Below are 24,641 nucleotides of genomic sequence, written 5' to 3' on the forward strand. Positions count from 1 at the left end.
CCAAGTACGGCCCAGTACGAGGACGCTTCGCCGGCACGCCCAGCCGGGCGCCCAACGCCGCGCGCTGATCCGACGCGAATTGTCAGACACGCCCTAGGACGGCTCGTGGGGGGAACCATGAAAGGGGTCCGCCGAGTCGTCGGGGGGACACGGCCTTCGAACCGGGCCTGACGGAGGGAGCAGCGGTGGACGCGTCATCCGGGAGCGGGCGGGAGTTGCTGGCGGCGGCGGGGGTGCTGTTCCCGGACGAGCGGGGGCGGGTGCTGGTGGTGCGGTTGCCGTACGACCGGAAGCATCCGGTGGCGATCCCGGGCGGCGGGTGGGAGCCGCAGGACCGCTCGCCCCGGGAGACCGCGCTGCGCGAGGTGGTGGAGGAACTCGGGTTCACGCCCCGGCTGGGGCCGCTGGCCTGCGTCGACTGGACGCTCGACCACTTCCGGCCGCCGATCGCCGCGTACCTGTACTGGGCGCAGCCGCTCACCGCCGAACAGGCCGCGGCGATCCGGCCGGACGCGGCGGAGGTCGGCGGCTGGGCCTGGCTGACCCCGGAACAGGCGGGCCACGCGCTGCCGCCCCTGCTGTCCCGCCGGGTCACGGCCTGCCTGCGGGCGCCACGGTCGGCCGGTCCGCTGGAGCTGGAGGACAGCAGGCCCGTGGGGCACACCCTCGACCACCTGCCGGCGGACGAACCGCCGCCCGCGTACACGGGGCTGGCCGACGCGCCCGCCCTGGGCTCCGCCCCCGGCGGGCCCGGGTACGAGCCGCCGATGGACCGGGCCACCTACATCGCCACCCGCCCGCGGATCCGGGCCAAGGCCCGGGCCCTGTTCACCGACGACGCCGGGCGGGTCCTGCTGGTCCGGCTGCGGCCGTGGGACGGGCCGCGCGGCCGGGTGCCGTACTGGACGCTGCCGGGCGGCGGGATCGAGGCGGACCGGGAACTGCCCCGGGCGGCCGTCCGGCGCGAGATCCGCGAGGAGCTCGGCTGGGAGGTCGAACCGGGGCGGCTGCTGGCGCTGGACTGGCAGCCCGGGGCGGCCGCCGACCCGGAGGCCGACCCGGCCACCGGGCGGGACACCGCCGTGCTGGTGTCCGTGTTCGACGGGGGCACGGTGACGCAACGGATGCTCGGTTCGATCGCGCTGCCGGACGAGGAGCTGGTGGAGTGGCGGCTCTGCGGCCCCGCCGAGGCACGGGCGCTGCTGACCGGCCCGTCCTGGGCCCGGACGGCCGCCGCGCTGGCCGCGCGGGAGCGGGCGGGAGGGCCGGCCGAGCTGGTGCGCGGACGCGCCGCCGGGTAGCGGCGGGCGGGCCGGGCGGGTCTAGCGGGTTCAGGAGGGCAAGTCAGGCGGGCCGGTCGGGCGGGGCTGTTGGGCGGGGCGGACAGGGCCGGGTCGGGTGGGTCACACTGGGGCCATGCAGAACGGGATCACGCAGCACGGGATCACGGAGGCGCTGGCCGGCCGCCGAGTGGCGTCGGTCAGCGGCGGCGACCGACTGGACCTCACCCTCGACGGACCGGTGACCGTCCGGGTGGCGCACGAGTTCCGCCTCGCCGCGCCCTCCTTCACCGCCCCGGCGGAGGTCGAGCACTACTTTCCGGCGCTGACCGTCCGTCCGACCGGCACCCTGCTCGCGCTCGTCGGCCGGACCGTCGACACCGCCGAGATCACCCTCGCCGGCGGCCTGGAGCTGGCCTTCGCGGAGGGCGGCGCGCTGTCCGTCCCGCCGCACGCGCAGCTCGCGCCGTGGAGCGTGGAGACCGCCGAGGGCGCGGTGTGCGCGGGGCTGCCGGGCGGCGAGGTCCGGTGGACGGCGCCCGGCGCGGCCTGAGCCGGCGCCGGAGCCGACGCGTCGTCGGTCGGACTCTCCGGCCTGTCCGGCCTGTCAGACCTCCAGGTCGGCCTCGATCCTGGTGAGCTGGTGGCGGGCCATCGCCAGGTTGGCCCGCGCCTTGTCCAGCGCCAGGTAGAGGAAGAGGCCCTTGCCGGTGCGGCCGGCGAGCGGCCGGATCAGGTGGTACTGGCTGCTGAGGGTGATCAGGATGTCCTCGATCCCGTCCTGTAGGCCGAGCATGTCCATGGTGCGCATCTTGGCGCGGACCACGTCGGTGTTCCCCGCCGCGGCCACGTTGAGGTCCAGCCCGCCGGGGCCGTCGAGGGTGGCGAGCGCCATGCCGCTGTTGTAGTCCACGAGTGCCGCGCCGATGGCGCCCTCGATGCTGGTCATGGCCTGCTTGAGCGCGCCGGCTGCGTCGGTCATCTGGGTAACTCCCTTTCGGTGGTGGGGTGCTGGGGTGATAGGTGCGGTCGGGCCGGGGGCCTGGCCGGTCAGGCCGGTCAGGCCGGGTCGCGGGGGTCCTTCGGCAGGAGGCTGTCGCTGAGCAGCCCGGCGATCCGCTGGGCCGAGCGGCGGGCCTCCAGGTGCAGCCGGCCGACGTTGACGTCCGGGTGCGCCAGCAGGGCCAGCACGCAGCTGCCCCCGGCCGCGTAGGTGGCGACGTAGCCGTGCTCGCCGCGCACCAGCGACTCGCGGAACTCGCCCTGGCCGGTGGTGTCGGCGAGCCGTTGGGCCAGCGACAGCGAGGCCGCCGTCATCGCGGCCAGGCCGGAGGGTTCCGCCCCGTGGGTGTCGTGCGCGACCAACAGGCCGTCCACGCTGGCCACCAGGCCACCCGCGAGGTGCGGGACGCGCTGCTTGACGGCGCGGAGCTCGGCGAGCAGTTCGGTCTCCAAGGCGATCAGTTGTCTCCTTCCGACACGCTGCTTGAGCACCCGCCTCATGGCCGGGACGGCGGGGTCGCGGGTGGAGAGTGGTTCAAAGTCGGGCCTCCAGAAGGGTTCGGACCCGGGTCAGCAGCGCGATGTCCGGGTCGGGGACGGCCAGCGGCGGGTGGGCCGCTGCCGTGGTGGGCGGGCGATCGGAGCGGGTGGGGGCCACGAGGCCGGACGGCGTGGCGCCGGTGAGGGTGGCGCCGGGGACCCGGCGGTGCAGGCCTCCTCCCGGCGGGCGGGCGGGGGCCGGCGCCTCGGCTTCCGCGACGGGCGCCGCGGGCCTCGGCGCCCCAGGTGCCCCAGGTGCCGCGGGTGCCCCAGGTGTCGCGGCGCTCGGTGCCACCGCCGGCGCCACCGCCGGTGCGGCGTGCCGCGGGGCGTCGAGCAGCCCGGCGGCGGCCAGGCGGCGGACGTCCGCCGTGACGCCGAAGCCGGACCGGCCGAGCAGGCGCGCCAGGTCCGCCGGGGTTCTTCGGCCGTCGGCGTGGTCCAGCAGTTCGCGCCGGCGGCGGCCGGGCGGGCGGTGCGACGGCCGTGGGACCGGCACCACCGGGCGGACCGGCGCGGTGTCGAGCTGCGGCCAGGGCCAGATGCGTTCCAGCAGCCGGCCCCGGCGCTCGACCTCGCGGCGCAGCCGGCCGGGGTCGACCGTGGCCACCGGGCCCAGCCAGTGCCGGGCGTCGGGCTCGAACCGCCAGACGCCGCCGGTCCGGTCGGCGAGGACGAAGAACGCGGCGTCGAAGAGCGTGCCCAGGTGGCCGAGTTCGAGCTCGCCCCGGGTGAGCAGCCGCCGTTCGACGAGTGCCTCACCGACCCGGGCGCGCGGGCCGTGGAGCCGGAGCAGCTCCGCCCACTGCCCGGGGGTGATCCGGCCGCAGCCGGTGAGCAGTTCGGCCAGGCCGGGCGCGCGCGGGGAGTCGGCGTGGGCCACCTGGCCGTCGACGAGGTGCAGGTTGCCGAGCGGGCCGCACAGGGCGCCGGTGGCGCGGCGGGCGGCGAGCAGGCCGAGGGCCTCGCCGGGGGTCTGCGGCGGGGCGGGCGGGCGGACGGCGGCGGGCGCGGCGTTCATCGGGGCCACCGCCCGGTGGAGCGCGGGCGGCGGGGGCGGCCCGTCCGGCGTGCTGGCCGAAACCCGATGGCCTCGGCGGGCGTCCCGCTCACCCCAGCACCAGTTCCTCGGCGAGCGCCTGGAGGCGGTAGCGGGCGGCGGCGAGGTTGCCCTGGGCGCGGTCGAGCCAGAGGTGGAGGACGAGGCGGCTGTCGAAGACGGTGTCGATGAAGCAGATGAGGTGGTAGCTGCGGCCGGCGGTGACGATGACGTCCTGTAACGGCGACCGCCGGTCCTCCGCCCCGGTGAAGGTCTGGCTCTCAACGGCCGCCCGTACCAAGTCGGTTGTCTCGGCGGCTGCGGTCTCGTGGTCACCGGTCGGGCACTCGCCGAGGCTGCCGAGTGCGAGTCCGCTGCTCCAGTCGACCAGGCTCGCGGAGCGTGCCCCGGAGATCGACATCGCTCCGGCGAGGCATTCGTCGATACCCGGCACACCGGCTCCTTCGAGGGGGTCTGGGCAGCCGGGCGCAGCACGGCACGGCCGGGCCGCCACCAGCAGTGGCGGGCTCGACACGGAAGGCTACTGCCGGATTCCATATGACGAACATTCCAATGGCATATTCACATCAGTAGCGTCCACTTCCGGCCAAGGTGTGACAAGGCGTCAGCCGCCGCTGCCGGGCGAACCCGCTGGCCCGGGGACGGTCGCGGACCGCAGCCCACCGCCACCCGCCGACCACCTGGCAGGGGAGCTTGGCCGAGAACCGGCCGCACGGCAGGGTTTCGACCGCCGACATGCGATAGGGGCCCGGGCAAACAGGTCTACACCACCGGGTCGCCGCCCGACTGCCGCCGGAGCCCCGGGCATGACGAAGGGGCCCGTTCCGCTGGACGGAACGAGCCCCTTCGGGTGGAGCGCCAGGCCCGGGTCGCACGGACTCTTCCTACTGAAAGTAGGACGTGCTCTGGTAGCACCGCTGACGCCTGCTCGGGAGTTTGTTTCCCTCCCGACGAGAAGAACATTAGCAGGTCATCACGCCTGCTCAGAAACCGGATGGAGGAACGGGACCGGACCCGGCGGAACTGCGGCGACCCGACCCCGGCGCGCCCCGGCTCCAGCACGGAGGGCGGTCAGGGCAGCAGCGCCCGGTAACCCGCGATCAGGGCGGTGAGGCCCAGCTCGAAGGCCCGGTCGGCGCGTTCGCGGCCGGCGGGGACGGCATCGAGGGCGTCGGCCAGGCGCGGGGTGGCGTCACGGTCGACGGCGTCGACCATGACGTCCGGGGCGACCAGGTCGAGGGCGGAGCCGAGGATGAAGCTCTCCAGGGCGGTGATCACGCCCATCACGTCCCGCGCGGCGAAGCCCGCACCCTCCAGGGTGGCGACGGCACGCTCGTACAGCTCGTGCATGAACGATTCGGCGAGCGGGGCGGTGGCGAGCAGGCGGACGATGCCGGGGTGTTCGGCGAAGGCGTCCCGGTAGGCGTGCGCCCAGGTGCGCAGCGCCGCGTCCCAGGGCTGGTCCCACATCGACTGCTCGCCGATGGTGCGGACGAGTTCGGCACGCATCAGGGCGACGATCTCGGCCCGGCCGGCGACGTGGTGGTAGAGCGCGGAGGGGCTGACCTTGAGGGCGCCGGCGAGGCCGGGGATGGTGAGGTCGCCCGACTCGTCGACCAGCCGCAGCGCGGTGTCGACGATGCGCTGCCGGTCCAGCAGGGGTGTGCGCGGCCTGGCCATGCCGGTTCCTCGTCTTTCGGGGAGTTTTTCGGGGAGCCCTTCAGGGAGCCTTCCGGAGAACCCTCAAGATCATCGTTACCCAAGCGTTACTGAATGGCTTTCAATAAAACTCTTCCGCACCCGCCGGTGCCGCGCCTACGGTAACCGAACCCCATTCGGTTTAGGCAGGTCGCCCTCGTCGCCTGCCGCGACCCGGAGAGGACGCTCCCCCATGCGTGCCGACACGATCTTCACCGGCGGCCGGATCCACACCGGAGACCCCGCCCACCCCGCCACCCACGCCCTCGCCGTCACCGCCGGGCGGATCACCGCCCTCGGCGACGCGGCGCTCGCCCTGCGCGACGACCGCACCGAGACCGTCGACCTGGCGGGCGGCGCCCTGCTGCCCTCCTTCGGCGACGGCCACCTCCACCCGCTGATCGGCGCCATCGGGCTGCGCGGCGTGCCGGTGCGCGACTGCACCAGCCTGGAGGAGGTCGTCGAGGCCGTCCGCACCTGGGCCGCCCGGCACCCCGAGGCCGAGTGGATCACCGGGGACGCCGTCGACCCGTGGCTCGCCGAGGGCGGCCTGTTCGACGCCCGGCTGCTCGACGCCGCCGTCCCCGACCGGCCCGTCCTGCTGCGCACCATGGACCACCACACCGGCTGGGCCAACAGCGAGGCGCTGCACCGCGCCGGGTACGGGCCGGACACGCCCGACCCCGTGGGCGGCGAGATCGTCCGCCGCCCGGACGGCGCCCCGCTCGGCACCCTGCGCGAGTTCGGCGCCCTCAATCCCGTCCTCGCGCTCGTCCCGCCGCTCCCGCTCGCCGAGCAGGTCGCCGCCCTGCGCGAGACCACCGCCGCGCTCGCCGCCGCCGGGCTCACCTGGCTCCAGGACGCCTGGATCGAGCCCGCGCAGGTCGACACCTGGCTCGCCGCCGTCGCCGAGCACGACCTGCCCGTCCGGGCCGGGCTGGCGCTGCTGCTCGAACCGGACGGCTGGCGCGCACGGCTCCCCGCCCTGGCCGCCGACCGGGAGCGGGTCGAGGCCGGCGGGCGCGGCCGACTCACCGCCCGGGCGGTCAAGTTCTTCGCCGACGGCGTCGTCGAGTCCGGGACGGCCGCCCTGCTGGCGCCCTACAGCGACTGCCCGCACTCCCACGGCGTCGCCAACTGGACCGGCGCCGAACTGGCCGACGCCGTCACCGCCGTCGACGCGCTCGGCTTCCAGCCGCACATCCACGCCATCGGCGACCACGGCGTCCGGATCGCCCTGGACGCCGTCGAGGCCGCCACCCGCCGCAACGGCCTGCGCGCCCGCCGCCCGGTGATCGCCCATGTCCAACTCGTCGACCCGGCCGACCTGCCCCGCTTCGCCGAACTCGGCGTGATCGCCAACTTCGAACCGCTGTGGGCCCAGACCGACCCGCTGATGACCGAACTCACCCTCCCCCGGCTCGGCCCCGAGCGCGGCGCCCGGCAGTACCAGATCGCCGCCCTGCTGCGCGGTGGCGCCCGGGTCTCCTTCGGCAGCGACTGGCCGGTCACCCGTTACGAGCCGCTGGCCGGTCTCGCCACCGCCGTCACCCGGCAGACCCCGGACGGCCTGCCGGCCGGCGGCTGGCTGCCCGAGGAGCGGATCGGCCTCACCGAGGCACTCGCGGCGTACTCGGCGGGCGTCGCGCACCAGGCCTTCGAGGAGGCGGAGTGGGGCGTGCTGCGCCCCGGGATGCGGGCCGACCTGGTGCACCTGGCGGCCGATCCCTACGCAGTGTCGGCCGCCGAGCTGGCCGCCGTCCCGGTGGCCGGGACCTGGCTCGGCGGCCGCCGCACGCACTGACCCCCCGGGATCCCCCCCGTACCCCGCCCGCCGGAACGCCCCCCACGGCGTCCGCTCCCCCGTCGACCGCCCGCACCCGATCGGCGGCCGACCGCTCTACCCTCGTCCGTACGACCCCAGGAGAGCTCCCCATGACCCTGCCCTCCGACGCGGCCTCCCCGACCGCACCCGGCTCCCCCCGCACCGGCCCCGACACCGGCCGCGCCGGACCCAGCGCCGGGCCCGGCACCACCGGGCCCGGCACCGCAGCCGCCGGCTCCACCGGCCCCGCCCGCCTGGAAGGCGGCGTGCTCGGCACCGGCGACATCGTCTTCTTCGTCGTGGCCGCCGCCGCACCGCTGACCGTGATGGCCGGCGTGGCACCGTTCGCGATCGCCTTCGGCGGCATCGGCACGCCCGTCGCCTACCTGGCCACCGGCGTCATCCTGGCGCTCTTCGCGGTCGGCTTCACCACCATGACCGCGCACATCCGCAACGCCGGCGCGTTCTACGCCTACGTCACCCGCGGCCTCGGCCGCCCCGCCGGACTCGGCGCCGCGCTGCTCGCGGTGCTCTCGTACAACGCCATCCAGATCGGCATGTACGGCGCCTTCGGCTTCTTCGCCCACACCACCGCCGCCGACCTGCTCGGCCTGGACCTGCCCTGGCCGGTCTGGGCGCTGCTCGGCGTCGCGGTGGTCTGGCTCCTCGGCTACCGCTCGATAGACCTCGGCGCCAAGGTGCTCGGCGCGCTGCTGATCGCCGAGACCGGCATCCTGCTCGTGCTCGCCGTGGCGGTGCTGGTGCGCGGCGGCGCGCACGGGCTCGACCTGTCCTCGTTCGCCCCGCACAACGTGTTCTCCGGGGGCATGGGCGGGGTGCTCGGGCTCTCCTTCGCCGCGTTCATCGGCTTCGAGGCCACCGCCATCTACCGCGAGGAGGCCCGCGAACCACGGCGGACGGTGCCGCGCGCCACCTACGCGGCGATCGCCTTCCTCGGCCTCTTCTACACCTTCATCACCTGGATGATCGTGCAGGCCTTCGGCGCCACCGAGGCCGTCGCGACCGCCACCGCCGACCCGGCCGGGATGTTCTTCACCGCGATGACCGACTACGTCGGCGCCTGGGCCACCGACCTCCAGCGGGTGCTGATCGTGACCAGCCTGCTCGCCGCGCTGCTCGCCTTCCACAACACCATCACCCGCTACGGCTACGCCCTCGCCACCGAGCAGGCCGCCCCGGCCGCGCTCGGCCGGGTCCACCCCCGCCACGGCTCCCCGTGGATCGGCGGCATCGCGCAGTCGGTGCTGGCGGCGGCGGCCGTCGTGGTGGCGGCGCTGATCGGGGCCGACCCGTACAACCAGTTCTTCCTCTGGGTGAACTCCCCCGGCGTGGTCGGCATCCTGGTGCTGCAGGCGCTCGCCGGGCTGTCCGTGTACGCCTTCTTCCGCCGCAATCGCGAGGCGGCCGCGAGCGCAGGGGTGTTCCGGACGGTCGTGGCGCCGGTCGCCGCCACCGTGCTGCTGTGCGGGGCGACGGCGCTGGTGGTGTGGCGGCTCGACCTGTTCACCAATGCCGGGCCGGAGGTCAACTGGCCGCTGGTGGCGATCGTGCCGGTGGTGTTCCTGACGGGCGTCGCCATCGCGCTGCGGCTGCGGGCGCGGCGGCCCGAGGTGTACGCCCGGCTCGGGACGTCGGAGGTCGACGCGGGCTGAGCGGGGCGGCGGCGCCGCAGGGCCGGCCCACCGCCTCAGGCCTGGCCCGACCGCCGCACACCCGACCGCCGCACACCCGGCCGGCGGCCTCAGGCCTGGCCGACCGCCTCGGCGAGCAGCCGGTAGGAGTCGAGGAGGGCGACGCGGTCGTAGGTGCTGGTGGTGACCAGGAACTCGTCCGCGCCGCTGCGCGCCACCAGGGCGGCGAGTTCGGCGGCGGCCCGCTCCGGGGTGCCCGCGATGTGGCCCTTCAGCGACTGCTCGTAGGCGGCGTGCTCGCGCGGGCTCATCGGCCGGGCCAGGATCTCGGCGGCGGGCGCCAGCGGCGGGAACTCGCCGTGGGTGCGGGAGTACGCGCCGGACCACGCCTCCGGGACGAGCAGCTCCCGCGCCCGGTCGGCGCTCTCGGCGACCGCGACCGTGCCCGAGACCACCACGTACGGCTCGGCGACCTGCGCCGAGGGGCGGAACCGGCTGCGGTAGCGGTCGATCGCCGCGAGCATCCGTTCCTCTCCCCGGGCGGCGGCGATGACCAGCGGCAGCCCGGCGTCGGCGGCCAGGTCGGCGCCCGCGCCGGTGGCCAGGACGAAGGCCGGCACCCGCAGGCCCTCGGCCGGGCGGGCGTGGACGCCGGGGTGGGCCCGCTGCGAGCCGTCGAAGTAGCCGAGCAGTTCGGCCAGCTGGGCGCCGAAGTCGTCCGCGGAGTCCTTCTCCCGGCCCAGCGCCCGCCGCACGCCGTCGGTGAACCCGACCGAGCGGCCGAGCCCCATGTCGATCCGGCCGGGGAAGAGCGAGGCGAGCACCCCGAACTGCTCGGCCACCACCATGGGCTGGTGGTTGGGCAGCATCACCCCGCCCGTGCCGACCCGGATCCGGGTGGTGGCCGCCGCCACCGCCGCGGCGAGCACCGTCGGCGCGGATCCCGCGACCCCGGGCACGCCGTGGTGCTCGGAGACCCAGAAACGGTGGTACCCGAGCCGCTCGGCCTCGCGGGCGAAGGCCACCGTGTCCCGCAGCGCCTGCGCCGGCTCCTCGCCCCGTCTGGTCCGGGAGCGGTCGAGGACGGAGAGCCTGGTCATGGGCGCAGCGCTGGTCACGCGGTGGACAACGCCCGCCGCCGAGCCGGGCATTCCCCCACCGCCACGCCCCCGGTACGGAGGGGCCCCGGCGCCACGGGCGGGCCCGGTCAGTCCGTGACGGCGAAGCCCTGTGCCGCGCCCAGCCGGTGCAGCGAGTCCTGCCCGGGGATCCCGTCGGCGGCGGCGTCGGTGTACCCGCACCGGCGCTGCCACCCGGCGTAGGCGGTGACCGTCAGGCTGCCGAACGAGCCGTCCACCCAGCGCTGTTCGAGCAGCCCCTCGTCCGCCAGGGCCTGCTCGACGATCGCCGCCTCGGCGCCGTACGTCCGGTGCCCCTGCTCGGCGCCGGGGTCGGTGCGGGCGGCCGCCACGACGTGCGCGAGCGACACCGTCCGGGGCCCGGGCAGGTAGCCGAGCAGCCGCCGCAGCGAACTCTCCCCCGGCACACCGTCCGCCGCCTGGCCGGAGTAGCCCAGGCTCTGCTGGTAGTCCGCGTAGTTCTCGGTGTCCGCGTCGCTCCAGTTCGGCCCGGGGCCGGAGCGGTAGTGGGCGCCGAAGCCCTGGGCGACGAGCCCCCGGCCGACCACGGTGACCTGGTAGCCCTGGGCTCCGTAGCCGTACGGGAGGCCGTTGATGGTGGTCTGGTACCGGGCCGGGGTCGGGTCCGCCGGGGGTGCCGGGTGCTGCTGCGAGGGCGCGGGGATCGGGGTGCCGGGGCCGGCCGTGAAGTCGGGCCAGGAGCCGGGGTCGGTGTGGTCGTTGAACGGGACGTGGGCGTGTGCGTACCAGCCGCCGCTGGCCTCCCACACCTGCTCGTCGCGGTGGCTGGTGAAGTCGGCCGGGCGGCCCATCGGCCAGACGTCGGGCACGCCCCAGGAGGCGATCCAGGCGTGGATCCGGTCCCAGCCCGCGCACGGGGTGTCGACCAGCCGCGCGTACACGGTGCCCTGGTAGTTGCAGTAGGGGAAGAACACCGCCTCGATCTGGATCACCACGCGCCCGGCCCGGTTGGTGCGGGTCGGGCTCGTCGTCGGGCTGAGCAGGCTCTTCGAGCGGGAGTCGGCCGGGAACAGCTGGGCGATCCGGCCGCTGAACGGGTCCCAGATGAGGTGTGGCGCGTCGCCGGCGCCGCTGCCGGTGAAGTAGCTCACCAGGTCCTCGTAGGTGCACCAGTCCTGCGGCGCGGCGGCGGTCGCGTTGCGGTCCCAGGTGATGTGGGCGATGGCCCTCGGGGGGTACTGCTGGTCGGTCGGCGCGTGGTCGCCGAGGTCGTGGATCTCGGCACCGGGCAGCCACAGGTCGGACATGCGGTCTCCTCCAGGCGGCGAACGGACGTCGTTGCGGGTATCGGCAGGTTCACCCTCCGGATTGACCCCAACGGCGCAATACACGGCAATGAACCACCCATGCTCGCGCGCCCGTTCGGATCTGTGACGGGAATTCGTCCTCGCGTACGGACCCGGGGGCCCGCACCGCGTGCCACCGGACCCGCGCTCCGCCCTGCCCGGAAGGAAGCCCGAGAGGCTCCGGAAAGCCGTCGGGCGGGGGCGCATTCCACCCCGCCGCAGCCGCTCTGTCAATCGTTGACTTCGGAACTGGTCTAGTCCACGGTGGTGCGCGAAAAGCACTCATACCGTCATCACCGCCACGATTCTGACGAACCGACGGAGATTCCACCGTTATGCAACGAGTCTGCCTCGCCCTGCCCACCATGCGATCCTGCCCCGACACCATCGTGGAACTCGCCGAGGAAGCGGCCTACGCCGTCGCGAACTTCGACGTCGAGGTGCACCTCCTCATCCTCGACACCACCGACGCCGTCCAGTTCGCGAAGAACGCGGGCGCCGTGGCCGCCCTGGAGCCCACCCCCGGCGTGGTCGTCCACCACCTCGGCAACGCGCAGCAGCGGGAGTTCCTGCGCCGGGTGGCCGAGCGCTCCGGCGCCGCCGACCCCGGACTGCTGCTCGACATGATGCTCCCGCCGGCCGTCGCGTACGGCTCCTGCGTCAACCGGCTCTTCCTGGGCGCGGCCGCCCTGGGCTGCACCTCGGCGCACCTGCGCAACGACGACGCCGACTTCCAGGTCGTCGACGGTCGGAAGATCTTCCCGATCCACCACGAGCTGCTCTCGATCGGCCGACCGGCCGGCGAGGCGGCGGCCGGCGTGACCCGCTCCGAGCTCGACCCGGCCGACGCGGACAAGCCGGTGATGCTGGTCAGCGGCTCCTTCATCGGCGAACTCAACGTGGACATCAGCGAGATCCACGAGTTGGACCCGGACATCTACCGCGACGTGGTGCGCCTGTGGACCCCGCCGGTGTGGCCGGAGGAGGACCGGGACGCGATGGTGGACGTCTCCTTCAAGGGCGCCGGCTCCGAGCCGTTCACCACCGACGAATCCGTCCTCGGCGTGCCCGACATCTGGGACGTCTACATGTGCAACATCGCCCTGGACCACCGGGCCTACGAGGTGCTGCCGCTGCTGCCCTCGGTCAAGACCATCGGCAGCGACTACGCCCTGCTGCACGCCATGGTCCACTCCCGGCTGCCCGGCGTCGTCCACAACCGCCACATCGTCAACTACTACACGCCCGAACGCCGCATCGGCGACGGCTTCATCTCCTACCAGATGCGGTTCGTCAAGTTCCTGCTCTCGATGCTGTACCTGTACCCGGTCTACGGCGGCATGATCGACCTCGGCCGTGACCTGCTGGACGAGCGGCACGGGCTGAAGATCGAGCCGATCCTCGACCTGGTGCGGGGCAGCGTCGACTGGGACCGGGCCGGGAACGAGCACTGCCTGGACGTCCTGGACCGCTCCTACCGCAAGCTGGGCGGCAAGTACGCCGAGCTCGCCGACGCGGTGGCCGAGCAGCGCCAGCAGCTCCTGGACGAGGCGCAGGAGGACGCCGAGCGCTGGGCGGTGCTGATGGGAGCGTGGGCGGCGCTGGTGGCCGCCTCCCGCGCGGAAGGGCTCGGCACCGCTTCGGAGGTCGCGGCCGGGTGAGCGAGGACCTCCGGATCCGGCTCCTGGCCGACGGCGACTGGGACGCCGTGGTCGCACTGGAGCACGACGCCTACGCGGCCGACGGCCTGTCGGAGGGCAGGGAGGCGCTGCAGTCCCGCGCCCTCGCCTCGCCGCAGACCTGCTTCGTGCTGGAGCAGGACGGCACCGTCCGCGGCTACCTGCTGAGCCTGCCGTACCCGCCGCTGCGCTGCCCGAGCCTCGACCGGCCGGAGGAGGCGGTGTTCGCGTCGGACAACCTGCACGTGCACGACCTGGTGATCGCCGAGGACCTGCGCGGCCGGGAGGTCGCGCTGGGGTTCATCCGGCACTTCCGGGAGCAGGCGTCCGAACAGGGCTTCGAGCGGATCTCCATGGTCGCGGTCCGCGGCACCGACATCCTGCTGCGGCTGCTCGGCTACCGCGCCCACCGCGAGGTGACGGTGCCGGCCTGCTACGGCAAGCGCGCCGTCTACATGTCGATGCCGGTGGCGGCCGGCTGACCTTCACTCGTCCACTCGTCCGCTCGTCCACTCGTCCGGAGTAGTCCGGGCTGCGGCACTCACCCCGTCGAGTGATGCTGCTGACGGCTGCGCCCAGCCGCCAGCAGCATCACCACCGACCGAGGGAGAGCGCATGAAGGCCGCCGTCGTCCACGACTTCACCGCGCCGCTGGTCATCGAGGACCGCCCAGTCCCCGAGCCCGCGGCGCACCAGGTCCGGGTCAGGATCGAGGCGTCCGGCCTCTGCCACACCGACATCCACGCCGCCCACGGCGACTGGCCGGTCAAGCCGAACCCGCCGTTCGTGCCCGGCCACGAGGGCGTGGGGATCGTCGAGGCGGTCGGCGGGGAGGTGCGCAACGTCCGGGTCGGCGAACGGGTCGCCATCCCCTGGCTGGCCGACGCCTGCGGGCGCTGCGACCAGTGCGTCTCCGGCTGGGAGACGCTCTGCCTCCAGCAGCACAACAGCGGCTACTCGGTGGACGGCGCCTACGCCGAGTACGCGCTGGCGCACGGCGACTACGTGGTGCCCGTCCCCGACGGCCTCGACCCGCTCGACGCCGCGCCGCTGTCCTGCGCGGGTGTCACCACCTACAAGGCGCTCAAGGTCTCCGGCGCCCGCCCGGGCACCCGGGTCCTGGTCTCCGGCATCGGCGGGCTCGGCCACCTCGCGCTGCAGTACGCGCGGATCTTCGGCGCCGAGACCATCGCGGTCGACGTCACCGACGACAAGCTCGCCCTGGCCCGCGAACTCGGCGCCGACCACGTCCTCGACGCCCGCACCCAGGACATCGCGGCGGAGGTCCAGCGGCTCGGCGGCGCCCACGCGGCCATCGCCCTCGCCGTCAGCAACGCCTCCTTCCAGGCCGCTTACGGGGCCCTGCGGCGCGGCGGCACGCTCGTGCTGGTGGCACTCCCGGCCGGCGGGAAGCTCGAACTGCCGGTGTTCGAGACCGTGTTGAACGGCACCAGGGTGATCGGCTCGATCGTCGGCACCCGCCAGGACCTCGCCGAGGTCTTCCGCCTGCACGCCCTCGGCCGCACCCGCGTCATCCTTGAGCCCCGCCGCCTGGAGGAGGTGAACGCCTGCTTCGAGGAGGTGCTGGGCGGCAAGGTCTCCGCCCGCCTGGTCTTCGACCTGCGCTGAGCGGCCTGCGCTGAGCACGGCCCCGGCCGAGCAGGTGCGCCTGGCATCCGTCCGCCCCCCTTGTCAGGACACAGTTCGCGGCCGATCCGCCCCCTCGGCCGGCCCGTTCGGGTACCAGTGGCCCCCCGGGTCACGCCCGCCCCACGTCCGTCCGGGCCCGGTTGCAGTTCCGTCTCCGTTCCGTCCGGTGGGGGGCGCGGCGCCGTCCGGTCCGGGATCGTGGGAGCAACGACTCGTGGGCCGGGGGGAGTTGCCATGGGGGACGGCCAGGACTTGGTGCCCGTGGTGGTGGGCGTGCTGATACGGGCGGCCGAGGGGGTGGCGGGCGGCCCGGGGCGGGCGGTCGCGGATCTGGTGCGGGCGCGGCTGCGGGCCACGCCGGAGGGCGCCCGGGCCGTGGACGCGGTCGACGCGAGCCCGGGGGACGCCCGGGCGCGGACCGGGCTGACCGCCGCCGTCGGCGAACTGCTCACCTCGGACCCGGCGTTCGCCCGGTACCTGGCCACCACCGAACTCGGCCGGCCCGCCGACCCGCCGACCGTCCACCTCCGGGTCGATCCGGCCGTCGCCGGGGCCCAGGCCCGGGCCGCCCGGATCGGCGCCGCCCCCGTCCTCGTCACGCTGGCGCTGATCGTGGTCGCCGCCCTGGTCGCCGTCGGGATCAACCTGGGCTCGCGCCCGCTGCTGCGGCCGGGCGGGCCCGACCTGGCCCACGCCGGGCGGACGCTGCGCGACCCGGCCCAGGTGCAGGGTGTACTGCCCGATCTGCGGGCCATGCCGGGCGGCTGGCAGGTGGAGAGCGGCCCGCAGTCGGGAGCGGGCCCGGGCGAGGACGTGCCCTGCCTGCTCCCAGACGCCTGCGACCAGCAACTCGCTTACGCCACCGTGACGTTCCGCGCCGTGACCACGCACAGCGCACAGTTCACCGTGGTCACCTTCGCCTCCGCCGACGCCGCCGGCCGGGCCTTCGACGCGATGCTCGCCCACGTCGGCGGCGCCGACGCGGCCGCCGCCGTCCCCCTCCCCTCGATCGGCGACCAGCGGGCCGCCCGGACGCACGGCGCGGAAGGGGCGGAGGCCCTGGTGCGGGTCGGCACCACGCTGCTGTACGTCCGCGATTCGGGCCCGGGCGCCGACGCCGCCATGCCGGTGCTGGTTCTGTTCGCCCGCCTGCTGGCCGAACGCGCCCAGCAGGCCGAGGACGGCCGCGAGCCCGACGCCGCCGCCCAGGGGGCCACCGCCTGACCCGGCCGCACCCCCGCCTGCCGCAGCCCCTACCCAACCCGCCGCACCCCGACCGCACCGGTCGCCGGGTGCGGCTGCCGTTGCGCCGGGACGCGGGTGGGGCCACCGGTGAGACCGCGCGGCGCCCTCTCCCCCGAATGCATGTATCGCTCTCTTGACTGGCGTCACCAACACGCCATACTGGCCTCACTCCCGCTCGCACGATGAGGTGCCCGCCCATGGAGCTATCCCCCTCCGCGCACGTGGACACGTTCTGCCGCGACCATCTCCCGCCCTTCGACCAGTGGCCCGAACTCCTCTTCGACATACCGGAGTTGGCCTATCCGGACCGACTGAACTGCGCCCAGGCGCTGCTCGACGCAACGATCACCCGGTACGGCCCCGACCGCCGCTGCCTGCTCACCCCGACCGGCCAGTGGACCTACGGCGAACTGCGCGACCACGCCGACCGGGTGGCCCGGCTGCTGACCGAGGACCTCGGCCTGGCCACCGGCAACCGGGTGCTGCTCCGCGGCCCCAACACCCCCTGGCTGGTGGCCTGCTGGCTCGGCGTCCTGAAGGCCGGCGGCGTGGCCGTCAGCACCATGCCGCTGCTGCGGGCCGCCGAACTGACCGGACTGCACCGGATCGCCCGGCCCGCCATCGCCCTGTGCGACCACCGCTACCTGGACGACCTCGCCCGGGCCGAGACACCCGGCCTGCGGGTGCTCGCCTTCGGCGGGCCCGGCCCCCAGGACCTGACCGCCCGCTGCGCCGCCAAGAGCGGCGGCTTCACCGCCGTCCCGACCGCCGCCGACGACGTCGCGCTGATCGCCTTCACCTCCGGAACCACCGGACGGCCCAAGGCCACCCTGCACTTCCACCGCGACGTGCTCGCCAACGCCGACACCTTCTCCCGCCACCTCCTGCGCCCCACCCCCGACGACCTGTTCGCCGGCACCCCGCCGCTCGCCTTCACCTTCGGGCTCGGCGGCCTGGTGGTCTTCCCGCTGCGCGCCGGCGCCGCCAGCCTGCTGCTGGAGCAGGCCACCCCCGAGCAGCTCGCCGAGCAGGTCCACCGGCACCGGGTCGGCGTGCTGTTCACCGCTCCGACCGCCTACCGGGCGATCCTGGCCGCCGGGCTCGCCGACCGCCTGTCCGGCGTACGGCGCTGCGTCTCGGCCGGCGAGCACCTGCCCGCCGCCCTCTGGGAGGCCTTCCACGCGGCCACCGGGCAGCGGCTGATCGACGGCCTCGGCGCCACCGAGCTGCTGCACGTGTTCATCTCCGCCGCCGACGGCGACATCCGCCCCGGCGCGACCGGCCGCCCCGTCCCCGGATACCGGGCCGCCGTCCTCGACGAGCAGGGCCGGCCGGTGCCGGACGGCGTGCCCGGCCTGCTCGCCGTCAAGGGCCCGACCGGCTGCCGCTACCTGGACGACGAACGCCAGCGCGACTACGTCCGCAACGGCTGGAACCTCACCGGCGACACCTACCTCCGTGACCAGGACGGCTACTTCTGGTACCAGGCGCGCAACGACGACATGATCGTCTCGGCCGGCTACAACATCGCCGGCCCCGAGGTCGAGCAGGCCCTCGCCGCCCACCCCGACGTCGCCGACTGCGCGGTGGTCGGGGCGCCGGACGAACGGCGCGGCACGGTGGTGAAGGCCTACGTGGTGCTGCGCGAGGGCGCGCCCGCCGGGCCGGAGCAGGTGCGGAGCCTCCAGGAGCACGTCAAGCGGACCATCGCCCCGTACAAGTACCCGCGCACGGTCGAGTTCGTCACCCGGCTGCCGCGCACCGCCACCGGCAAGCTGCACCGCGCCGAACTGCGCCGGCGGGCCGCGACCGCCCCGGCCAGCGTGGCGATCGAGCGCCGGGTCGAGTGGTCCGACACCGACGCGGCCGGGCACTACCACTTCTCGGCCGTCCAGCGCTGGGCCGAGGCCGCGGAGGCGGCGCTGCTGCGCCGGCTGGGCCTGGCCGAGCTGTTCGGGCGGATCCCCCGGGTGCACTTCGAGGCCGACTACCGCGAGCGGCTCTGGTTCGGCGACCTGGTCCGCACCGAGCTGCGGGTGGTCCGGGTCGGCGGCTCCTCGCTGCACTACGCCTTCGAGGTGCACGGCCCGCAGGGCCTGGCCGCGTCCGGGCGGATGTCGGTGGTGCACGCCGCGCCGAACGCCAAGGGCGCCGAGCCCTGGCCCGCGCCGGTGCGCCGCGCGCTGGCCGAGGCCGGACCGCAACAGCCGGAGGTGGTGCGGTGACCACCGCGGCCCGCACCACCACACCCGCCGCCGCCCGCACCAGCGCGGCCCGCCGCATCGCGGTGATCGGCGCCGGTCCGGGCGGGCTCTACTTCGCCGCGCTCGCCAAGCGGTTGGCACCGCACCGGGAGATCACCGTCTTCGAACGCGACGGCCGACAGGACGAGTTCGGCTTCGGCGTGGTGTTCTCCGACGAGACGCTGGACGGCATCGCCCAGGCCGACCCGGAGGTCTTCGCCGCGATCGGCGCCGAGTTCGCCCGCTGGAGCGACATCGACGTGCGCTACGCGGGCGAGGTCCGCACCTGCGGCGGGCACGGCTTCGCGGCACTCGACCGCAACCGGCTGCGCGCGATCCTGCAACGGCGCTGCGAGCAGCTCGCGGTGGACGTGCGCTACCGCACCCCCGCCCCTCCGGTCGACCGGCTCGCCGCCGAGTACGACCTGGTGGTCGCCGCCGACGGCATCCACTCGGGCACCCGCGCGGCCTACGCCGACACCTTCCGGCCCGACCTGGACGAGCGGCACTGCCGCTACATCTGGCTCGCCACCGACAAGGTCTTCGAGGCCTTCACCTTCATCGTCGAGCGGTTCGACTTCGGCACCCTCCAGGTGCACGCCTACCCGTACAGCGCGACCCGCTCCACCTTCATCGTGGAGATCGCCGAAGACGCCTGGCGCCGGGCCGGGTTCGACGCCCTCGCCGCCCGGGAGCCGGCCCGCGGCGAGAGCGACGAGGCCGGCGTGCGGCGCTGCGCGGACCTGCTCGCCGGACACCTGGACGGCCACCGGCTGATCCCGAACGCCTCCCGCTGGATCCGCTTCACCACCGTGCGCAACGCCCGCTGGCGCCACCGCAACGTGGTGCTGCTCGGCGACGCAGCGCACTCCGCGCACTTCTCGATCGGCTCGGGCACCAAGCTCGCCCTGGAGGACGCCCTCGCGCTCGCCGCGAGCCTGCACGAACAACCGGCGCTGGAGCAGGCGTTGGCCGCCTACGAGGCGGAGCGGCGCCCGGTGGTGGAGTCCACCCAGCGGGCCGCGCAGGCGAGCCTGGAGTGGTTCGAGACGGTGGAGCGGCGCACCGGGCAGGGCGCCGACCGGTTCGTGTTCAACCTGCTCACCCGCAGCCGCCGGGTCACCTACGGCAACCTGCGGGCCCGCGACCCCGGCTTCGTCGACGCGGTGGACGCCGCCGCCGGCGGCCCGCCCGGAGTGCCGCCGATGTTCCGGCCGCTGAAGCTCGGCGCCCTGGAGCTGCGCAACCGCGTCGTGGTGCCCCCGCTCGCCACCTTCACCTCCACCGACACCCTGCCCAGCGGCTTCGACCGGGCCCAGCTGACCGCGCACGCGCTCGGCGGCGCCGGGCTGGTCCTCGCCGGGATGGCCGCCGTCAGCCCCGGGGGCCGGGCCACCGACCGCTGCCCGGGGCTGTGGAACGACCGCCAGGAGACGGCCTGGCGCGAACTCGTCGACGCCGTCCGCGCGGTGAGCGACACCCCGGTCGGCCTCCAGCTGACCCACGCCGGCCGCCGGGGCGCCACCGCCGCACCCGGCCCGGACGGGATCGGGCGCCCGCTCGCCGACGGCTGGCCGCTGCTCGCCGCCTCCCCGCTCCCCTGGGGCCCCGACAGCCCTGCCCCGCACGCGGCCACCGCCACCCAACTGGCCACCGTGGTCGCGGACTTCGCCGAGGCGGCGGAACGCGCGGCGCGGGCCGGCTTCGACGCGCTGGAGCTGCAGTTCGGCCACGGCCACCTGGTCTCCGGCTTCCTCTCACCGCTGACCAACCACCGCACCGACCGCTACGGCGGCCGGCTCGCGCACCGGCTGCGGCTGCCGCTGGAGGTGCTGGCGGCCGTCCGCGCGCTCTGGCCGGCCGGGCGGCCGCTGCTGGTGCGGATCTCGGCCTGCGACTGGGCGCCCGGCGGCACCACCGCACCGGAGGCCGTCACGATCGGCCGCGCGCTGGCCGACGGCGGGGCGGACGCGGTGGACGTGTCCACCGGCGAGGTGGTCGCCCACCAGCGGCCGCCGTACGGCCGCGGCTACCAGACGCCGTTCGCCGAGCTGATCCGCGCCGCCACCGGCCTGCCGACCATCGCGGTCGGCGCGATCTCCGGGCACGACGACGCCAACTCCGTGCTGCTGGCCGGGCGGGCCGACCTGGTCGCGATCGGGCGGGCCCAGCTGTACGACCCGCTCTGGACGCTGCACGCCGCCGCCGAGCAGGGCTACACCGGGCCGGGCGCGCACTGGCCCGGCCCCTGGTCGGCGGGCAGTCGCAGACCGCCCGGCCCGAACGCCGACCGGGTCGCACCGCGCCTGCACCTGCCGGCCGAGCCCACCGCGCCGGTGCACCGCCGCTGGCCGCCGCCCACCCCCGAACCGCGCTGAGCAGCCGAGGAGGAACCATGCCCGACCTGCCCCGCTTCACCGCCGCGGCCGTCCAGGCCGCCCCCGTCTACCTGGACCCGGCCGCCACCGTCGACAAGGCCGTCGCCCTGATCCACGAGGCGGCCGGCCACGGCGCCGCCCTGGTGGTCTTCCCCGAGGTCTTCGTCCCCGGCTACCCGTACTGGAACTGGACGATGAACCCGGTGCAGGGCTCGCCCTGGTACGAGCGCCTCTACCGCGCCGCCGTCGACGTCCCCGGCCCGTACGTGGACACGCTGCGCGCCGCCGCCCGGCAGGCCGGCGTGGTACTGGTGATCGGCGTCAACGAACGCGGCCGGCACAGCCTCGGGGTGCTCTACAACACCCTGCTGATCATCGGCGCGGACGGTGAACTCCTCGATGTGCACCGCAAGTTGGTGCCGACCTGGGCCGAGAAGCTGACCTGGACGCCCGGCGACGGCAGCTCCCTGCGGGTGCACCGCACGGCCGTCGGCCCGCTCGGCGCGCTGGCCTGCGGCGAGAACACCAACACCCTGGCCCGCTTCACCCTGCTGGCCCAGGGCGAACTCGTCCACGCCGCCAGCTACATCGCCCTGCCGGTGGCCCCCGAGGACTACGACATGGCGGAGGCGATCGCGCTGCGCGCCGCCGCGCACTGCTTCGAGGGCAAGCTGTTCACCGTGGTCTCCTGCTCCACCATCTCGCCCGAGATGGTGGACCTGATCGCCGGTGACGACCACCAGGTGCGCAAGCAACTCGCCCGCCCGCGCAGCGCGTTGTCCGGAATCTTCGGCCCCGACGGACGCCCGGTGGGCGAGCCGCTGGTGGACGAGGAGGGCATCGTCTACGCCGAGATCGACCTCGGCCGGTGCATCCAGCCCAAGCAGATGCACGACATCGTCGGCCACTACAACCGCTTCGACGTCTTCCGGCTGCACGTGGACAACCGCCCGCTGCGGCCGCTGGTGTTCCCGGAGGAGCAGGCATGACCAGCCACGACGACACGACCGACCGCCACGGCACCACCGACCCCCACGGCGCCACCGACCAGGAACACACGGCCGGCCACGACGACGACCAGCTCGGCCGCGCCAGGGTCACCGACAGCCCCGAACTCACCGCCTACTACGAGGAACTGGCCGAACACGAGGCCGGCGCCCTGTGGACGGTGGCGAACGAGATCGAGCCCTGGTACCCGCAGCCGAAGTCGGTGCCGGTGCTCTGGCGCTACGCCGACCTGCGCCCGCTGGTCCGCAAGGCGCTGCCACTGGTCAAGGCCGACGACGCCGGCCGCCGGGTGGTGATGCTGGTCAACCCCGGGCGCCGCGAACTGAGCGCCGCCGTCGGCCTGCTGTACACCGGCCTCCAGATCATGGGCCCCGGTGAGGCGATGACCGCGCACCGCCACCAGGCCGCCGCCCTGCGCTTCGTCCACGAGGGCACCGGCGCCTGGACGGTCGTGGACGGCCAGAAGCTCAAGGTCGGCCCGCGCGACTTCGCCATCACGCCCAACAACTCCTGGCACGAGCACGGAAACGAGTCCGACGACGCCCCGGTGATCTGGCAGGACGGCCTGGACATCCCGCTGGTCAACATGCTCGACGCGAACTTCTACGAGGTCCACCCGGAGCTGTACCAGCGGCCCGGCCCGGTGGTGAACTCCTCGCTGCTGAGCTACGGCGGCAACCTCCTCCCGTACGGCGTCGAGACCTGGAGCAGGCCCTACTCCCCCCTGCTCGGCTGGCCCTGGGAGCCCAGCTACCACGCGCTGCGCCAACTCGCCCGCGCCACCGACGGATCGCCGTACGACGGCGTCATCATGGAGTACACCAACCCGGTCACCGGCGGCCCGGTGATGCCGACCATGGCCGCCCACCTGCAACTGCTGCGCCCCGGCCAGGCCACCCGCGCCCACCGCCACACCGGCTCGGTGGTCTACACGGCGGCCAAGGGGTGGGGCGTCTCGGTGATCGCCGGGCGGCGCTTCGAGTGGCAGCAGGGCGACGTCTTCGTCGTCCCGTCCTGGGCCTGGCACGAGCACGTGAACCTCGACCCCGGCGAGGACGCCTGCCTGTTCTCCTTCAACGACTTCCCGGTGATGCACTCGCTCGGCCTCTACCGCGAGGAGGCATACCCGGAGCACGACGGGCACCAGGGCCCGGCCTGACCCGCAGGACACACGCCGGCCCATCACCGCCCGGTACCCCCAAGGAGCCCCGACCATGCACCTGTTGACCTACTGCACGGACGGCGACGAGACCCCGCGCCTCGGCGCCCGGCTCGGCGACCAGGTCGCCGACCTGACCGCCCTCGCCACCGCCGCCGGTGCCCGGCTGCCCGACGGCCTGCTCGGCCTGGTCCGGGCCGGCGAGGCCGCGCTGACCACCGCCCGCACGCTGCTGGCCCAAGCCGGTCCCGGCCACCCCGCCGTCCGCCCGCTCGCCGAGGTGTCGCTGCGCGCGCCCCTGCGGCCCGGCAAGATCGTCGGCGTCGGCCTCAACTACGTGGAGCACGTCGCCGAATCGCACCGCACCCTGGACACCGAACGCGAACTGCCCGACCGGCCCGTGCTGTTCAGCAAGCCCGCGACCGCCGTCACCGGCCCGGGCCAGCCCATCCGGCACAACGCCGACCTGACCAAGCAGCTCGACTGGGAGTGCGAACTCGCCGTGGTGATCGGCGAACCGGCCTTCCGGGTGGCCGAGCAGGACGCCTGGCGGCACGTCTTCGGCTACAGCATCGTCAACGACGTCAGCGCCCGCGACCAGCGCCGCTCCGGGCAGTGGTTCTTCTCCAAAGGGCAGGACAGCTACGCGCCGTTCGGCCCGGTCGTGGTCACCGTCGACGAGATCCCCGACCCGCAGGACCTCGACCTCTCGCTCAGGGTCAACGGCGAGCTGCGGCAGGACTCCAACACCCGCCACATGCTGTTCGGCATCGCCCGCCTGATCGCCGACATCTCCTCCGGCGTCACCCTCGAACCGGGCGACGTGATCGCCACCGGCTCCCCGTCCGGCGTCGGCGCCGGCCTGGTGCCGCCGCAGTTCCTCCAGCCCGGCGACCTGGTCGAGGCCACCATCGAGCGGATCGGCACCCTCGCCAACCCGGTGGTCGACGCCCGCTGAGCGGAGCACCCCACCCCGGCCAGCTCCCGAGAGGAGCCCCAGCACCCCATGACCACCTACCGGATCGGCCAGATCGTCCCCAGCTCCAACGTCACCATGGAGACCGAGGTCCCCGCCCTGCTGCGGGCCCGCGAGGCGGTCGCGCCCGAGCGGTTCACCTTCCACTCCAGCCGGATGCGGATGACCAGGGTCACCCCCGAGCAACTGCGCGCCATGGACGCCGAGTCCGACCGCTGCGCGGCCGAACTCTCCGACGCCCGGGTCGACGTGCTCGGCTACGCCTGCCTGGTCGCCGTGATGGCCACCGGCCCCGGCTACCACCGCGAGGCCGAACAGCGCCTGCACCGGCGCACCGCCGAGAACGGCGCCCCCGCCCCCGTGGTCACCAGCGCGGGCGCCCTGGTGACCGGCCTGCACACGCTCGGCGCCAAGAAGGTCGCCCTCGTCACCCCGTACCTGCGGCCGCTGGCCCGGACCGTGGTCGACTACCTGGCCCACGAGGGCATCGAGGTGCTCGACTACGCGGCCCTGGAGATCCCCGACAACCTCGACGTGGCCGCCCACGATCCGGCGCGGCTCCCCGCCATCGCCCGGCGCCTCGCCCACGCCGAGGCCGATGCGGTGGTGCTCTCGGCCTGCGTGCAGCTGCCCTCGCTGTCCGCCGTCGAGGAAGCCGAGCAGCAGCTCGGCAAGCCGGTCGTCTCGGCGGCGATCTGCACCACCCACCAACTGCTGCGCGCCCTCGGCCTGCCGGCCGTCGCCCCCGGCGCCGGGCACCTGCTCTCCGGCGCCTACGCCCACGCCTGACGCGGAGCTCC

20 protein-coding genes and 2 pseudogenes are annotated in these 24,641 nt (G+C 74.7%); 15 read left to right on the forward strand and 7 right to left on the reverse strand.

Annotated features, from left to right (window positions below; all coding sequences use genetic code 11):
* The first annotated feature begins 185 nt into the window (after positions 1–185).
* Entirely contained in the window at positions 186–1,301 is a 1,116-nt protein-coding gene (locus ACFWPT_RS34690; RefSeq protein WP_380486720.1) for an NUDIX domain-containing protein, read from the forward strand.
* A 115-nt stretch (positions 1,302–1,416) separates the two neighbouring features.
* Positions 1,417–1,833 (forward strand): DUF6188 family protein, encoded by a 417-nt coding sequence (locus tag ACFWPT_RS34695; protein WP_063350273.1) that lies wholly within the window; start codon positions 1,417–1,419, stop codon positions 1,831–1,833.
* Between the two features lie 54 nt (positions 1,834–1,887).
* Here ACFWPT_RS34695 and ACFWPT_RS34700 read toward each other — a convergent pair whose 3' ends face one another.
* From ACFWPT_RS34700 to ACFWPT_RS34720, 5 genes are all read right to left on the reverse strand, one after another.
* Positions 1,888–2,262, reverse strand: a complete 375-nt coding sequence (locus ACFWPT_RS34700) for a hypothetical protein (protein ID WP_063350272.1) — start codon at positions 2,260–2,262, stop codon at positions 1,888–1,890.
* 77 nt (positions 2,263–2,339) lie between these two features.
* Complete coding sequence (locus tag ACFWPT_RS34705) at positions 2,340–2,735, reverse strand: roadblock/LC7 domain-containing protein (RefSeq protein WP_350879110.1); 396 nt, start codon at positions 2,733–2,735, stop codon at positions 2,340–2,342.
* Positions 2,736–2,817: 82 nt separating this feature from the next.
* Positions 2,818–3,843: a transcriptional regulator gene (locus ACFWPT_RS34710; RefSeq protein WP_380486722.1), complete on the reverse strand. Its 1,026-nt coding sequence runs from the start codon at positions 3,841–3,843 to the stop codon at positions 2,818–2,820.
* A gap of 88 nt (positions 3,844–3,931) precedes the next feature.
* Entirely contained in the window at positions 3,932–4,315 is a 384-nt protein-coding gene (locus ACFWPT_RS34715) for a hypothetical protein (RefSeq protein WP_063350270.1), read from the reverse strand.
* A 638-nt stretch (positions 4,316–4,953) separates the two neighbouring features.
* Complete coding sequence (locus ACFWPT_RS34720; RefSeq protein ID WP_363370975.1) at positions 4,954–5,562, reverse strand: TetR/AcrR family transcriptional regulator C-terminal domain-containing protein; 609 nt, start codon at positions 5,560–5,562, stop codon at positions 4,954–4,956.
* 211 nt (positions 5,563–5,773) lie between these two features.
* Here ACFWPT_RS34720 and ACFWPT_RS34725 point away from each other — a divergent pair, with 211 nt between their 5' ends.
* Complete coding sequence (locus ACFWPT_RS34725; protein ID WP_380486725.1) at positions 5,774–7,384, forward strand: amidohydrolase; 1,611 nt, start codon at positions 5,774–5,776, stop codon at positions 7,382–7,384.
* Between the two features lie 131 nt (positions 7,385–7,515).
* A complete protein-coding gene (locus tag ACFWPT_RS34730) occupies positions 7,516–9,078 on the forward strand; it encodes an APC family permease (protein WP_380370299.1) in 1,563 nt (520 codons plus the stop codon).
* 89 nt (positions 9,079–9,167) lie between these two features.
* Here the strand turns inward: ACFWPT_RS34730 and ACFWPT_RS34735 are convergent, their stop codons facing one another.
* Both ACFWPT_RS34735 and ACFWPT_RS34740 read right to left on the reverse strand, forming a co-directional pair.
* Positions 9,168–10,157, reverse strand: coding sequence for an MsnO8 family LLM class oxidoreductase (locus ACFWPT_RS34735; RefSeq protein WP_380486728.1), 990 nt, complete (start codon positions 10,155–10,157; stop codon positions 9,168–9,170).
* A gap of 107 nt (positions 10,158–10,264) precedes the next feature.
* Positions 10,265–11,464 carry a peptidoglycan-binding protein gene (locus ACFWPT_RS34740; RefSeq protein WP_380486731.1) on the reverse strand — a complete coding sequence of 400 codons (1,200 nt, stop codon included), beginning with the start codon at positions 11,462–11,464 and terminating at the stop codon, positions 10,265–10,267.
* A 374-nt stretch (positions 11,465–11,838) separates the two neighbouring features.
* Here ACFWPT_RS34740 and ACFWPT_RS34745 point away from each other — a divergent pair, with 374 nt between their 5' ends.
* The 11 genes and pseudogenes from ACFWPT_RS34745 to ACFWPT_RS34795 all read left to right on the forward strand — a co-directional run bounded on the left by ACFWPT_RS34745 (position 11,839) and on the right by ACFWPT_RS34795 (position 24,630).
* The gene (locus tag ACFWPT_RS34745) at positions 11,839–13,164 is read left to right on the forward strand and encodes a DUF6271 family protein (RefSeq protein WP_380486734.1); all 1,326 of its coding nucleotides are present in this window, start codon (positions 11,839–11,841) and stop codon (positions 13,162–13,164) included.
* A complete protein-coding gene (locus ACFWPT_RS34750; protein WP_380486737.1) occupies positions 13,161–13,664 on the forward strand; it encodes a GNAT family N-acetyltransferase in 504 nt (167 codons plus the stop codon). The genes ACFWPT_RS34745 and ACFWPT_RS34750 overlap by 4 nt, the downstream gene beginning before the upstream one ends.
* Before the next feature lie 133 nt (positions 13,665–13,797).
* Positions 13,798–14,811, forward strand: a complete 1,014-nt coding sequence (gene adhP, locus ACFWPT_RS34755) for an alcohol dehydrogenase AdhP (RefSeq protein WP_380486740.1) — start codon at positions 13,798–13,800, stop codon at positions 14,809–14,811.
* A 255-nt stretch (positions 14,812–15,066) separates the two neighbouring features.
* Positions 15,067–16,056 (forward strand): hypothetical protein, encoded by a 990-nt coding sequence (locus ACFWPT_RS34760; protein WP_380486743.1) that lies wholly within the window; start codon positions 15,067–15,069, stop codon positions 16,054–16,056.
* Between the two features lie 218 nt (positions 16,057–16,274).
* A pseudogene (locus tag ACFWPT_RS34765) lies at positions 16,275–17,900 on the forward strand (AMP-binding protein); the annotation flags it as partial.
* Positions 17,901–17,957: 57 nt separating this feature from the next.
* Positions 17,958–18,302, forward strand: a pseudogene (locus tag ACFWPT_RS34770) (acyl-CoA thioesterase); the annotation flags it as partial.
* The gene (locus ACFWPT_RS34775) at positions 18,299–20,698 is read left to right on the forward strand and encodes an FAD-dependent monooxygenase (RefSeq protein WP_380486746.1); all 2,400 of its coding nucleotides are present in this window, start codon (positions 18,299–18,301) and stop codon (positions 20,696–20,698) included. The pseudogene ACFWPT_RS34770 and the gene ACFWPT_RS34775, both read left to right, overlap by 4 nt.
* 17 nt (positions 20,699–20,715) lie before the next feature.
* Positions 20,716–21,687, forward strand: coding sequence for a carbon-nitrogen hydrolase family protein (locus tag ACFWPT_RS34780; RefSeq protein WP_063350262.1), 972 nt, complete (start codon positions 20,716–20,718; stop codon positions 21,685–21,687).
* Positions 21,684–22,865 carry a cupin domain-containing protein gene (locus ACFWPT_RS34785; protein ID WP_380486749.1) on the forward strand — a complete coding sequence of 394 codons (1,182 nt, stop codon included), beginning with the start codon at positions 21,684–21,686 and terminating at the stop codon, positions 22,863–22,865. Before ACFWPT_RS34780 ends, ACFWPT_RS34785 begins: the two co-directional genes overlap by 4 nt.
* Before the next feature lie 55 nt (positions 22,866–22,920).
* Positions 22,921–23,823 (forward strand): fumarylacetoacetate hydrolase family protein, encoded by a 903-nt coding sequence (locus ACFWPT_RS34790; protein WP_380486751.1) that lies wholly within the window; start codon positions 22,921–22,923, stop codon positions 23,821–23,823.
* 48 nt (positions 23,824–23,871) lie between these two features.
* Positions 23,872–24,630 (forward strand): Asp/Glu racemase, encoded by a 759-nt coding sequence (locus ACFWPT_RS34795; protein WP_363371001.1) that lies wholly within the window; start codon positions 23,872–23,874, stop codon positions 24,628–24,630.
* Positions 24,631–24,641: the final 11 nt, after the last annotated feature.

It is taken from the genome of Kitasatospora sp. NPDC058478 (assembly GCF_042720345.1).
Classification (GTDB): Bacteria; Actinomycetota; Actinomycetes; order Streptomycetales; family Streptomycetaceae; genus Kitasatospora.

Excerpts from the sequence above, each read along its gene's own strand:
- ACFWPT_RS34730 (WP_380370299.1), top strand. The coding sequence starts at position 7,516 with ATGACCCTGCCCTCCGACGCGGCCTCCCCGACCGCACCCGGCTCCCCC.
- ACFWPT_RS34795 (WP_363371001.1), top strand. The coding sequence starts at position 23,872 with ATGACCACCTACCGGATCGGCCAGATCGTCCCCAGCTCCAACGTCACC.
- ACFWPT_RS34780 (WP_063350262.1), top strand. The coding sequence starts at position 20,716 with ATGCCCGACCTGCCCCGCTTCACCGCCGCGGCCGTCCAGGCCGCCCCC.
- ACFWPT_RS34700 (WP_063350272.1), bottom strand. The coding sequence starts at position 2,262 with ATGACCGACGCAGCCGGCGCGCTCAAGCAGGCCATGACCAGCATCGAG.
- ACFWPT_RS34790 (WP_380486751.1), top strand. The coding sequence starts at position 22,921 with ATGCACCTGTTGACCTACTGCACGGACGGCGACGAGACCCCGCGCCTC.
- ACFWPT_RS34710 (WP_380486722.1), bottom strand. The coding sequence starts at position 3,843 with ATGAACGCCGCGCCCGCCGCCGTCCGCCCGCCCGCCCCGCCGCAGACC.
- ACFWPT_RS34740 (WP_380486731.1), bottom strand. The coding sequence starts at position 11,464 with ATGTCCGACCTGTGGCTGCCCGGTGCCGAGATCCACGACCTCGGCGAC.
- ACFWPT_RS34695 (WP_063350273.1), top strand. The coding sequence starts at position 1,417 with ATGCAGAACGGGATCACGCAGCACGGGATCACGGAGGCGCTGGCCGGC.
- adhP (WP_380486740.1), top strand. The coding sequence starts at position 13,798 with ATGAAGGCCGCCGTCGTCCACGACTTCACCGCGCCGCTGGTCATCGAG.
- ACFWPT_RS34745 (WP_380486734.1), top strand. The coding sequence starts at position 11,839 with ATGCAACGAGTCTGCCTCGCCCTGCCCACCATGCGATCCTGCCCCGAC.
- ACFWPT_RS34720 (WP_363370975.1), bottom strand. The coding sequence starts at position 5,562 with ATGGCCAGGCCGCGCACACCCCTGCTGGACCGGCAGCGCATCGTCGAC.
- ACFWPT_RS34735 (WP_380486728.1), bottom strand. The coding sequence starts at position 10,157 with ATGACCAGGCTCTCCGTCCTCGACCGCTCCCGGACCAGACGGGGCGAG.
- ACFWPT_RS34785 (WP_380486749.1), top strand. The coding sequence starts at position 21,684 with ATGACCAGCCACGACGACACGACCGACCGCCACGGCACCACCGACCCC.
- ACFWPT_RS34760 (WP_380486743.1), top strand. The coding sequence starts at position 15,067 with ATGGGGGACGGCCAGGACTTGGTGCCCGTGGTGGTGGGCGTGCTGATA.
- ACFWPT_RS34725 (WP_380486725.1), top strand. The coding sequence starts at position 5,774 with ATGCGTGCCGACACGATCTTCACCGGCGGCCGGATCCACACCGGAGAC.